The organism is Serratia sp. 1D1416, assembly GCF_003641105.1.
In the GTDB taxonomy this organism is placed as follows: Bacteria; Pseudomonadota; Gammaproteobacteria; order Enterobacterales; family Enterobacteriaceae; genus Serratia; species Serratia ficaria.
Genome location: NZ_CP032738.1, coordinates 3,017,226 through 3,029,179, shown reverse-complemented (window position 1 = coordinate 3,029,179; position 11,954 = coordinate 3,017,226). Strand labels below are relative to the sequence as shown.

At 61.4% G+C, this 11,954-nt stretch carries 12 protein-coding genes; 3 read left to right on the top strand and 9 right to left on the bottom strand.

Going from position 1 to position 11,954, the window contains the following annotated elements; genetic code table 11:
* Positions 1-29: 29 nt before the first annotated feature.
* From D7I37_RS14725 to D7I37_RS14700, 6 genes are all read right to left on the bottom strand, one after another.
* Complete coding sequence (locus tag D7I37_RS14725) at positions 30-494, bottom strand: DUF1456 family protein (RefSeq protein ID WP_061797688.1); 465 nt, start codon at positions 492-494, stop codon at positions 30-32.
* 121 nt (positions 495-615) lie between these two features.
* Entirely contained in the window at positions 616-1,512 is an 897-nt protein-coding gene (phnE, locus tag D7I37_RS14720) for a phosphonate ABC transporter, permease protein PhnE (protein WP_371415260.1), read from the bottom strand.
* Positions 1,512-2,375, bottom strand: a complete 864-nt coding sequence (phnE, locus tag D7I37_RS14715) for a phosphonate ABC transporter, permease protein PhnE (RefSeq protein ID WP_061797690.1) — start codon at positions 2,373-2,375, stop codon at positions 1,512-1,514. The genes phnE (D7I37_RS14720) and phnE (D7I37_RS14715) overlap by 1 nt, the downstream gene beginning before the upstream one ends.
* Positions 2,376-2,445: 70 nt before the next feature.
* The gene (phnD, locus tag D7I37_RS14710) at positions 2,446-3,378 is read right to left on the bottom strand and encodes a phosphonate ABC transporter substrate-binding protein (protein WP_061797692.1); all 933 of its coding nucleotides are present in this window, start codon (positions 3,376-3,378) and stop codon (positions 2,446-2,448) included.
* Between the two features lie 45 nt (positions 3,379-3,423).
* Entirely contained in the window at positions 3,424-4,257 is an 834-nt protein-coding gene (phnC, locus tag D7I37_RS14705) for a phosphonate ABC transporter ATP-binding protein (protein ID WP_095096391.1), read from the bottom strand.
* A gap of 132 nt (positions 4,258-4,389) precedes the next feature.
* Positions 4,390-5,412, bottom strand: a complete 1,023-nt coding sequence (locus tag D7I37_RS14700) for a zinc-binding alcohol dehydrogenase family protein (protein WP_165283102.1) — start codon at positions 5,410-5,412, stop codon at positions 4,390-4,392.
* Positions 5,413-5,552: 140 nt separating this feature from the next.
* On the opposite strand from D7I37_RS14700, the gene D7I37_RS14695 reads away from it, so the two are divergent.
* Entirely contained in the window at positions 5,553-6,458 is a 906-nt protein-coding gene (locus D7I37_RS14695; RefSeq protein WP_061797697.1) for a GntR family transcriptional regulator, read from the top strand.
* 225 nt (positions 6,459-6,683) lie between these two features.
* Positions 6,684-8,042, top strand: a complete 1,359-nt coding sequence (locus D7I37_RS14690; RefSeq protein WP_061797699.1) for an MFS transporter — start codon at positions 6,684-6,686, stop codon at positions 8,040-8,042.
* A 41-nt stretch (positions 8,043-8,083) separates the two neighbouring features.
* On the opposite strand, the gene trpS is transcribed toward D7I37_RS14690, so the two are convergent.
* Positions 8,084-9,091 carry a tryptophan--tRNA ligase gene (gene trpS / locus D7I37_RS14685; protein ID WP_129543917.1) on the bottom strand — a complete coding sequence of 336 codons (1,008 nt, stop codon included), beginning with the start codon at positions 9,089-9,091 and terminating at the stop codon, positions 8,084-8,086.
* Positions 9,092-9,382: 291 nt separating this feature from the next.
* Between trpS and D7I37_RS14680 the strand changes: the two genes are divergently transcribed.
* Positions 9,383-10,258, top strand: coding sequence for an NAD(P)-dependent oxidoreductase (locus D7I37_RS14680; RefSeq protein ID WP_061797701.1), 876 nt, complete (start codon positions 9,383-9,385; stop codon positions 10,256-10,258).
* Positions 10,259-10,291: 33 nt separating this feature from the next.
* On the opposite strand, the gene D7I37_RS14675 is transcribed toward D7I37_RS14680, so the two are convergent.
* Entirely contained in the window at positions 10,292-10,819 is a 528-nt protein-coding gene (locus D7I37_RS14675; RefSeq protein WP_095096388.1) for a cysteine hydrolase family protein, read from the bottom strand.
* A 27-nt stretch (positions 10,820-10,846) separates the two neighbouring features.
* Entirely contained in the window at positions 10,847-11,950 is a 1,104-nt protein-coding gene (locus tag D7I37_RS14670) for a suppressor of fused domain protein (RefSeq protein WP_061797704.1), read from the bottom strand.
* Between the last annotated feature and the right edge of the window lie 4 nt (positions 11,951-11,954).

Sequence of the window (11,954 nt, the reverse complement as noted above, 5' to 3'; positions counted from 1 at the left end):
CGACGGCGCCTGATGGGATGAGGGGGGATTTATGCGCCGCGAATGCGCTGCGCCAGCCCCTTGAGGAAATAACGCAGCATCTGATCGCCGCACGGGCGGTAGTTTTTGGTGCCTTCTTTGCGGAACAGCGCGCTCAGTTCCGGCTTGGAGATACGGAAATCCACCGCGGTGAAAATCTGATGCATATCGGTGTCTTTCAGCTCGAACGCCACGCGCAGCTTTTTCAGCACCAGGTTGTTGGTGATGGGCAGCTCAATCTCCGGCGCCGGGAATTTGTCGTCCTTGCCGCGCTTGAAAAACACCAGGCCGTTCAGGAAATGCGCCATCACTTCGTCCGGGCACTTTTCAAACCCCGGTTCGCCTTCTTTGATGACGTAAGCGCCCATCGCCGAGACCTCGACGTCGAAATTATCCAGTTTGATAATCTCGACCATTTTCGCGTCGTTAATACTCAGCATGTAGCGCACGCTGCGCAGCACATCGTTGTTAATCATGGAGTTAAATTTCCTTTAGCTTGTAAACCGGGAAGAGGCGCGCAGTGTGAACCGAAAAACACGCCCTATACCCGCCATACTTGGAATATGTGCGGCAGTATAGGGATCGGCAAGGGGTTTCTCAATCGATTTGGCTTTTTTGCCGATACAGCGGGATATCTTCGCCGATAATGTACTTATTGCGCAGCATCGACGACAGCTTGTCCATAATCATCACCACACCCACCAGGATCAGCGTGATGAACATCACCACGTCCCAGTTCCACAGCCGCATGTTCTCCGCGTACACCAGGCCGATGCCGCCGGCGCCGACAAAGCCCAGCACCGCGGCGGAGCGGGTGTTGGATTCGATCTGGTACAGGCTGAGCGCCAGGAAGGTGGGGAACGACTGGGTGAAAATGCCGTAACGGTGCTTCTGCAGGCCGTTGGCGCCGACCGCCGTCAGGCCGCGGCTGGGGGACTTGTCCACCGCCTCGTGCCCTTCCGCGTACAGTTTGCCCAGCAGCCCGACGTCCTGCATCACTATCGCCAGCACCCCGGCCAGCGGCCCCATGCCGACGGCGCGCACGAAAATCAGCCCCCAGATCGCCATGTCGATGCCGCGGAAAATGTCCAGCAGCCGGCGCACCACCAGCGATATCGGCCGCAACAGCGGCGTCGACATCACGTTGCGCGCGGCGAAGAACGACAGCGGCAGCGCAATCAGCGACGCGGTCAAGGTACCGGCGAACACGATGGCGATGGTGATGCCGATCTGCTGGAAGTAGTACATGAACGGCCAGTTGGCGAAATCATGCCAGACGAACATCCGCACGAAGTAACGCCCCAGCTGCTGGCAACCGTTGATGAACTGCGGCCAGGCAATGCCGAAGAACTGAAAGAAAAACAGGTAATACAGCGCGATCGCCGCCGCCGCCACGCCAAGCGTGCGCAGGTAGCGCCGCTGCTGGGAGAAAATCTCCGGATGCTGTTGCTTCAACTGGTGCAGCGTTGCCGCCGACACCGCAGGCCCTGACATCATTTTTTCCCCTCCACTACCCGCTTGCGCAATTCGCCCGAGGCGTAATCCAGCAGCGAAACCACCAGAATGATCAGCAGCAGCGTCATGCTGACCTGATCGTAACGGTCGAGCTTGATATTGGTCATCAGCTCCTGGCCGATGCCGCCCGCCCCCACCAGCCCCAAAATGGTCGACTGGCGAAAGTTGATCTCCAGCCGCATGAAGCTGTAGGACAAAAACACCGGCTTCACCTGCGGCCACAGGCCGAAACGCATGCGCTGCAGCGGCGTGGCGCCGCAGGCCGCCAGCCCGCGCACCGGTTTGTTGGAGGCGGTCTCAATCGATTCATAAAACAGCTTGGTCAGGCTGCCGATGGTGTGCAGCGCCAACGCCAGAAAGCCCGGAATGGCGCCGATGCCGAACGCCATCACGAACATCACCGCCCACGCCAGCTCCGGCATGGTGCGCAAAAACGCCACCAGCGTGCGAATGCCCCAGCGCAGCGACGCCGGGCTGTGGGTATTGTTGGCCGCCAAAAACGCCAGCCCCCCGGCCACCATCACCGACAGAATGGTCGCCGCCAGCGCCAGCTGCAGCGTTTCCCAGATCAGCGGCAGCTGGATATTCAGGCGATAACCCCAGTAGGCGAGCGAACCTTCGGTATGGCCGTCGGCGAACAGCAGGCGCCAGTGCAGCGTCGGGACGGTTTCCGCCAGGTAGTCGAAGAAGTGGGGCATGGACAGCCAGACGGTGTGCAGGTTGAACTCGGCGAGGTTGCCGGCGCCCAGATAGAGCGCCGCCAGCCCCAGCGACCACAGCAGCGCTTCACGCTTTTGCTTGCCGCGGATCCGTTGGTAATACTGTGCAAAATCGCTATTCAAAATAGTCTTCCATCTTTATGGCACGAGAGGCCCGGCGCGCCGGGCCCCTTGGAGGACGCAAGGTCGGGAATTAACGGTCGCCTTTGGTCAGTTCACGTTTCATATCGATGATGTTCTGGTATTCCGCCAGGGTGGTGTCGCCGATGTGCTGTTTGCCGCCCATCGCCTTGATAAAGCATGAGTGGTCTTCTTTATCCAGCTTCTTGATGGCGGTAACCACCCTGGCCTTGAAGTCGGCCGGCAGCGCATTGCTCACCAGGATCGGGCCGTTCGGGATCAGCGGCGACTGCCAGATGATGCGGATCTGCTTCATCAGGTCCGGGTGATCCATGCGGATCATGCGGGTGAAGGCACCGCTGGTATAGCCGGTGTTGTAGTCGCCAATCATCGACGCCCAGGTCACCGCGCCTTCAAACTGGCCGTTCAGCACGCCGAGGATGTCCTGCTCGTGGCCGCCGGAGAAGGTCACGCTGGAGAAGGCGTTGTCGTATTTGTTGTCGACCGTGCCGCCGAACAGCTTCTTGAACGCCTGGTTCGGGATCAGGAAGCCGGAGGTAGAGTCCGGATCGGCGAAGCCGATGGCCTTGCCCTTCAGATCTTCCAGCTTCTGGTACGGGCTGCCGGCTTTGACCACCACCACCGAGTGATAGCCGCGCGACTGGTCGACGTCGTCGACCGCGATGCCGACGATATCCACCGCTTTCGGATCCTTGATGTACACCGAAGCAAAGGAAGATGGCGACATACTCAACACCAGATCGATCTTGCCGCCCAGCAGGCCCTGGATCACGCCGGAGTAGTCGGAAGAGTTGCGCAGCTTGGTGTCGACGCTCAGCTCCTTGTCCAGAAACTGCTTCACGCACTGGTTATCGCCGATCTGCTGGGTGGCGTTTTGCCCGCCGAGAATGCCCAGGTTCAGCTCTTTCGGCGCATCCGCCGCGGCAGCATTAAATACCATCATCGCGCCGGCCATCAGGGGGGTCAGACTCAGTACTTTTTTCATTACGATGCCTTGTGTGTAAAAGGTAAAAGTGAAGGTAAAAGTGAATCAATGGATCTGATTGGCTTCCTCGCCGTACAGCTGGTGCAGGATCCTTTCGTTCAGCAGCGACGGATGCCCGTCGAACACGATTTTGCCCTGGGCGATGCCGATCACCCGGGTGCAGTATTCCCGCACCAGTTCGACCGAGTGCAGGTTCACCATCACCGCGATGTCGTTCTCGCTGACTTTCTGCAGCGCATCCATGATGCGGCGGGTATTTTTGGGATCGAGCGAGGCGACCGGCTCATCGGCCAGCAGAATTTTGGGGTTCTGCATCAGCGCGCGGCAGATGGCCACCCGCTGCATCTGCCCGCCGGACAGGTTCTCGGCGCGCTGCAGCGCATGCGGCAGCATATTGAGCCACTGCAGCAGCTCGATGGCGCGCGCGCGGTCGGCGTCGTCGAACAGTTTGAAGAAGGACTTCAGGGTGGAGGTATGGCTGAGGCGGCCCAGCAGCACGTTGGTCATCACGTCCAGCCGCGGCACCAGGCAGAAATCCTGGAAGATCATGCCGCAGCGGGCGCGCCACTGGCGCATCTGGCGGGCGGAAAGCTGGGCGATGTCCTGCGCCACGCCGTCGTCTTCAAAGTGCAGCATCTCGCCGCAGCTGGAAGGGATGGTGCCGTTCAGGGTGTGCAACAGGGTGGATTTGCCGGCGCCGGAGCGCCCGATCACCGCCACGAACTCGCCGGCGTGCAGATCGAAGTTGATGTCGTCCAGCACCCGCTGCTGCGCTTTATAGGCTTTGCCCAAGCCTTTTACCGACAAGACCTTGCGTGTCGATAGCGGTTGCTGCCCTGGAAAGTCGGTTTGTGCAAGTTTTAACAGTGCCTGAGCCATATGATTTCTCTGATTTCAGTGGCTAATCATTATGGGCACCTATTAACGAATAAGTTTATGACATCTGGATGATGGTTTTATGGCTGGGAAATGACGCGTGTCGCGCTCCCCCAGCCGGAGGACAACCGGGGATTAAAAGCGAATAACGCCTTTAATCAACGCCGTGTTATTGATCACCTGCGCTTCGTAATGCTGCGCCAGGGTGGCGAACTCAAAGTGATGCGACAGCATCATCCCGGCGGTGAGCCGCCCCGCGGCCATCAGGCGACCGACCTTGACGAAGTCTTCTTCCGTCGCGTTGCGGCTGCCCATCAGGGTGGCCTCCTTTTTGTGAAACTCCGGGTCGGAGAACCGCAGGTCGCCTTTGAACAGCCCGACAAAGACGATGCCGCCGCCGTGGCGGATCACATTGACGGCGTTGTTCATCGCCTGCGGATTGCCGGTGGCGTCGATCACTTTAGCCGCCAGCATGCCGTCAAACTGCCCGCGCAGCGCCGCATCGAACCCGTCGGCCGCCGGATCGAGCGTCGGCAGCCCCAGCACCTGTTCGACATGCCGCCGCCGTTCGGGGCGGGTGTCGGCCACCACCACCCGCGCGCCGTCGGCCTGGGCTATCGCCGCCACGCCCAGGCCGATAGGCCCGGCGCCGACCACCAACAGGTGCTCATCCGGCGACAGCGCCGCGCGGCGCACCGCATGGGCGCTGATGGCGAACGGTTCAATCAGCGCCGCCGCCTCCGGCGCCACGTCGTCCACCGCCAGCAGGTTGCCGGCCGGCACGCTGAGATACTCGCAGAAAGCGCCGTCCTGATGCACGCCGATCACCGAAATGTTCTCGCAGCAGTTGGTCTTGCCACTCAGGCAGGCGCCACAGCGGCGGCAGGAAAGATAAGGGATCACCGCGACGCGCTGGCCCACTCGCCAGCCGGCCGTTTGATCGCCGAGGCTGACAATCTCGGCGCATATTTCATGGCCCAAAACGCGCGGGTAACTAAAGAAAGGCTGCTGACCGGACCAGGCGTGAATATCGGTTCCGCAAATTCCCACGGCAATCATCTTTATTACCGCTTCGCCCACAGCGGCAACGGGTAGCGGGCGTTGGCGATAGCGCAATTCCGTCGGTTGCTCGCACACTAATACCTTCATTGTTTTCATAACGTCCCCTTTTGCTCGGTAAGAACGTTATTAAATAAAAAAACCGCCGGGCTTCGCGCCGCAACAAAAATCTGTGAGGGACGACAAAATAAACCGCTTTAAATTGGTTTTAAATAGATAAAAAACACCCGAGACTCAGCATGAGCAGAACCCAGAACCTGCGCCACAATGTGGTTAACCAGATGATCGACGGCATCAGCAACGGCCACCTTGGTTCACCGCTGCCTTCCCAGGCGGCGTTGGCCGAGATGTACAACATCAGCCGCACCACCGTGCGCCATGCGCTGGCGCATTTCTTCCAGCGCGGCGTACTGGAAAAGGTCGGCGACGACTATGTCGTGGTACGCCGGCCGCAGGCGGAGGACGGTTTCGACTGCCAAAGCCTGTCGCTGGACGAGCAGGGAAAAAAGTTCGAAAAAGCCTTTTATCAGATGATCAATCAAAAGCAGCTGCGCGCCGGGGACGCCTTCAGCGAGCTGCAGCTGGCGCGCGCGGTCAACGTCAGCCCGGTGGTGGTGCGGGAGTTCCTGCTGCACTTCAGCCGCTACAACCTGATCGACAGCGTCAGGCGCGGGCAGTGGAGCATGAAGAAGTTTGACCGGCGCTACGCCGAGCAGCTGTTCGAGCTGCGCCAGATGTTGGAAACGCACGCCCTTTCCCACTTTATCAATCTGCCGGGGCACGACGAGCGCTGGCTGCAGGCCAAAGAGCTGCTGAGCCGTCACCGCCAGCTGCGGGAAAACATCAGCGACAACTATCGCCGTTTCTCGCAGCTGGACCGCGACTTCCACCGGCTGATCCTGTCCGCCGCCAACAATCCGTTTTTCAACCAGTCGCTGGAGATCATTTCGGTGATTTTCCATTTCCACTACCAGTGGGACGAAACCGACCTGAAGCAAAGGAATATCGTGGCGATCGACGAACACATGACCATCCTCAGCGCGCTGATCTGCCGCAACGATCAGGAAGCCATCAGCGGTCTGCACCGCCATCTGGACACCGCCAAACAGTCGATGATCCGCTCGATAAATCAGGCCGGCGCCTGAGCCGCAGGGGTGTTTTTTATCGATAAAAAACACCCCTGCGTCATTTAAAACCGATAAAGAGCAGCAAAATACCGGCCGCCGCACGGAACCGCGACAAAACCGCCAGCCAATATATTTCGCCATCTAGGCTTACTGCCGAACACCTGCTACTGCCCTCGTCAACACACCGTCCAGGGGAATACCCGGAATAATAAATATTATTAATGCGAAATTCTGGAGGACAAGATGGAAAGAAGTCGCGCCATTAACCGCGGAAAAGAAGCGGCCGATCCTTATTCGGCCGGCCCGATCCCGATGCCGCCGGCCGGCATGCTGGTCCGCTCGGCGAAAATAAAGAAAATTCAAACCACGGCCATGCTGCTGTTATTTATGGCGGCAATAATTAACTTTCTGGACCGCAGCTCGCTCTCAGTGGCGAACTCCACCATTCGTGAGGAAATGGGCCTGAGCGGCACCGAGATCGGCCTGCTGCTGTCGGCGTTCTCATTGGCCTACGGCATCGCCCAACTGCCCTGCGGGCCGCTGCTGGATCGCAAGGGACCGCGCATCATGCTGGGCTTGGGCATGTTCGTCTGGTCGGTATTCCAGACGCTGTCCGGCATGATCCACAACTTCACCCAGTTCATCTGGGTGCGCATCGGCCTGGGGATCGGCGAAGCGCCGATGAACCCCTGCGGCGTGAAGGTGATCAACGACTGGTTCAACATCAAAGATCGCGGCATGCCGATGGGGATTTTCAATGCCGCCTCCACCATCGGGCTGGCGATCAGCCCGCCAATCCTCACCGCCATGATGCTGGTCTTCGGCTGGCGCGGCATGTTCATCACCATCGGCGTGCTGGGGATAGCGCTGTCGATCGGCTGGTACATGCTGTACCGCAACCGCCGGGACGTTAGCCTGAGCGCCCAGGAACAGGCCTATTTGAACGCCGGCAGCGTCAGCGCGCGGCCGGAGCCGATGAACTTCCGCGAGTGGCGCGCGCTGTTCAAAAACCGCACCATGTGGGGCATGATGATCGGCTTCAGCGGCATCAATTACACCGCCTGGCTGTATCTGGCCTGGCTGCCCGGCTACCTGCAGACCACCTACCACCTGGACCTGAAAAGCACCGGCCTGATGAGCGCCATTCCGTTCCTGTTCGGCGCCGCCGGCATGCTGTCGAACGGCTTCGTGACCGACTTTCTGGTGCGCCGCGGCATGGCGCCGCTGAAAAGCCGCAAGATCTGCATCGTGGCCGGCATGCTGCTCTCGGCCTCCTTTACCGCCGTGGTCCCACAGGCGACCACCACCTACAGCGCGGTGCTGTTGATCGGCATGGCGCTGTTCTGCATCCACTTTGCCGGCACCTCCTGCTGGGGGCTGATCCACGTCGCGGTGACCTCGCGCATGACCGCGTCGGTGGGCAGCATCCAGAACTTCGCCAGCTTTATCTTCGCCTCGTTCGCGCCGGTGATCACCGGTTGGATCCTGGATACCACCCACTCCTTCAGCCTGGCGCTGACCCTGTGCGCATGCTTCACCGTCATCGGCGCGCTGTCGTATGTCTTCGTGGTCAAACACCCGATCGTCGACGGCGCAGCCTGACGCTCCCCCAAGGCCCGCTCCCCGCTTGGCGGGAGCGGCGTTCAATCCAGCGCAAAGAAATCCAGCCCCAGCGCCGCTTTAACCTGCGCCAGCGTCCGCTGGCTGACCTGATGCGCGCGCCGGGTGCCCTCCTGCAGCACCCGCAGCAGCTCGCCCTTGTCGGCGATGAAATCCGCCCGGCGGGTGCGGATCGGTTCGAGCAGGCTTTGCAGGCAGTCTTCCAGCAGGCGTTTGATCTTCACGTCGCCCAACCCGCCGCGGCGATAGTGCGCCTTCAGCTCCGCCACCAGCGCCGCGTCCTCGCAGAAAGCGTCCAGGTAGGTGAACACCATATTGCCCTCCACCTTGCCGGGATCGCTGACGCGCACATGGCCGGGATCGGTGTACATGCTCATCACCGCCCGGTGCACCTCGTCGGCGCCGGCGCCCAGCGCAATGGCGTTGCCGCGCGATTTCGACATCTTGCCCCGGCCGTCCAGCCCCGGCAGGCGGTCGACCTTGCTCAGCAGCGGACGGCACTCCGTCAGCACCGCCTGGCCGGTGACGTGGTTGAAACGCCGCACGATTTCATTGGTTTGTTCGAGCATCGGCAGTTGATCTGCGCCGACCGGCACGTGGGTGGAGCCAAACGCGGTGATGTCCGCCGCCTGGCTGACCGGATAGATCAGAAAACCGGCCGGCAGGCTGCGGGCGAAGTCTTTTTCGACGATTTCGCTTTTTACCGTCGGATTGCGCTCCAGCCGCGCCACGCTGACCAGATTGAGGTAGTACAGGGTCAGTTCGGTCAGCGCCGGCAGCGCCGACTGCAGGCAGATCGTGGTTTTCAGCGGGTCGATGCCCACCGCCAGATAATCCGCCACCACGTTCAGCACGTTGGCGCTGATTTTTTGCGGGTTGCTGCCGTTGTCGGTCAACCCCTGCAGATCCGCCACCATCACCGTTTGCCGATGCTGATGCTGCAGCTCAACCCGCTGGCGCAGCGAGCCGACGTAGTGACCTAAATGCAGAGGGCCGGTGGCGCGATCGCCGGTAAGAATGGTGTAACTCATTGCCTTGCTCCTGAAGGTAAATACACCGCCGGATCAACGCAATAAAAAATGCCGCCCGAACCGGCGGCATTGAAAATAGATGTGAATACCCGTGCCGCCTCAGTAGAGGCGCCACCATGACTGGCTATGGAGGGAAAGCAGGGGCGTATTCATGCGACTAAGGTATACCCCAATCGATAATGATGTCAACGGCGGCGCCCGAGTCGGTTAAGAAAGCGTTACATTCCGGCGCTGGCGTTCCTGGCCCGGCGCGCTAGGGTGAAGGGACTCAACCTGAAAAAGGAACGCGTGATGAAGATCGGATTTGCCGGATTGGGAGGGATGGGCAGCGCCATGGCGGCCAACCTGTTGCGGGCGGGCTTTGCGCTGAAGGTGTGGAACCGTTCGCCGCAGGCGGCGCAACCGCTGGTCGCCGCCGGCGCACTGCAGGCGCAGCGGCCCGAAGAGCTGGCCGAGGTGGAGGTGCTGATCACCATGCTGGCCAACGACGCCGCCACCCAGCAGGTGGTGGTGGACAGCGGGCTGCTGCAGCGGCTCAGGCCGGGGACCACCCACATCAATATGGCGACGGTCTCCGTCGAGCTGGCCAGGCGGCTGGCGGCCCAACACCAGGAGCGCGGCGTCGGCTACGTCGCCGCGCCGGTGCTCGGCCGGGTCGACGTGGCCGCCGCCGGCAAGCTGAACATCCTGGCGGCCGGCGATGCGCGGCTGCTGGCGCAGGTGCAGCCGCTGTTCGACGCGCTCGGCCAGCAAACCTGGCATTTCGGCGAGCGCCCCGAACAGGCCAACATCGTCAAGATCGCCACCAATTTCACGCTGGCCAGCGCCATCGAGGCCATGGCGGAGGGCAGCGCGCTGGTGCGCAACTACGGGGTTTCCAGCGCCGACTACCTGCAGATGCTGACCAGCACCGCCTTCGCCTCGCCGGCCTACCAGGGCTACGGCGCGCTGATCGCCGCAGAGCGATATTCGCCGGCCGGTTTTAAACTGGCGCTGGGGTTGAAGGATGTCGGGCTGGCGCTGGAAGCCGGCGCCAATAGCCATACGCCGATGCCGTTCGCCGGCGTGCTGAAGGATAACTTCCTCGACGCGATGGCGCAGGGCGATGCGGATTTGGACTGGGCGGCGCTGGCCAAGGTGGCGGCGCGAAGAGCGGGACTGGCGTAAAGCGACGGGCCCGGCAAGCCGGGCCCGTCGGCGTCAGAAGCGGACGTCCGCCGTCGGCAGCGCATTGATCGCCACGCCGAAGCTCTCGATGTTCGACAGCGTGGCGTTATGGTGCTCGCGGATCTGCCGGCCGCTGGCGTGCGGCTTGTCGTGGCTGGTGTGGGCGTCCGCCGCCAGCGTGACCGGGTAGCCGAGACCGGCGGCGCGGCGGGTGGTGGTATCGACGCAAAACTCGGTGGAGTAGCCGCAGATCACCAGCCGAGAGACGCCGTTGGCGATCAGCAGCGGCCCGAGGCGGGTGCGCAGGAACGAATCCGGCGTGGTTTTCTCCACCCGATGATCGCCCTCCTCCACCTGCAGGCCGGCGTGCAGCCGCCAGGCGTCGCTGCCGTGAGGCAGCTCTTGGTGCGCGGTTTGGTGCTGAATGAAAATCACCGGCGCGCCGGCCTTGCGGGCGCCGGCGCTCAGCCGATTGATACGCTCCACCACCGCCCCGGCGTCCGCCGGCGGTGGCGTGAACAATCCCTCTTGCACATCGATGACCAACAGCGCTGACTTCATGACGTTTCCTCGCTTAAAAAGACCGCTTCAGCATACCGGCTGCCGCGGGCGGAAGATATGATCGACGCCCTGTTCGCGCAGCTTGCCGATCAGATCGTGCCCGCCGTTCGGCGTGGCCTGCGCCAGCTGGCGTTCGGCTTCGAACACCGGGCTGGCCCAAAAGATATTCACCGGGTCGCCATACTGCTTCGGCAGCGTCAGATGCTCGTGGTACGGGTAAAACGACGACGATAACACATAGCCTGCGTAGCCCAGCGGCGCCACTTCGGACTCCAGCGTATGCCCCTCGCCGAACCAGGTCAGCCTGGCCCAGGGCGCATGCGCGAAGCCGGCCAGCGCGCTGGCCATCTGCACCGCGTTGTCTTCGGTCATATACTGGCTGTCGATGGCGATGCCCATTTCCATGCGGCGATAGCGCGAGGCGTCGTCGTTGAACAGGATTTCCACCCAGGGCATCGGCCGAATGCTGACGCCCATGGTGAGGAAATAATAGATGCCGTCGCGCTCATGCTGGGTGATGGCCATCGGCGGCCATTTGCCCTGATCGATGGCGTAGTATTTTACCGACGGACCAAAATGCGGTTCGTAACGCGCCTGATAGTCGCTCTGCATTTTCGGCCAGGGGTTGCCTTCTTCCCGCTGCCAGCTGCGCCAGAATTGACGGGTGTTTTCCGCCAGCGCGTACTGGGTATTGGTGGACGCCGAACCGAGCGGATAAGCCAGCGGGCTTTCCTTGATGCAGCTGGCGGAATAGCACACCGAATGATCGATATACAGGCTCCAGCCGGGGATCACCGCCAACAGTTGGCCGTAGTACCACAGCGCGGCGCCGTCGTCGCTTTCGGTCCACACCACCATCAATCCTTCGGGATTGAGCGGCGCTTCCCCCTCCAGGTTGCGGCAAAACTCGGCCGCCAGCATCGGCGGCTGGCCCTGTTCCAGCGCGGCGCGATCTTCCTGCAGCGGCGCGGCGGCCAGGTTGCGCAGCCAACAGGCGCGCACCTGAAAACGTTCGCCGGTTTCTTCGGTTGGGTAGATATAGAAATAAGCTGCCCGATGATCTTGCTGAACCACCGCGACCAGCGTCTGGTTCTCATTACTGACTTCAGCAAGTACGTATGACTCGTTCATATCA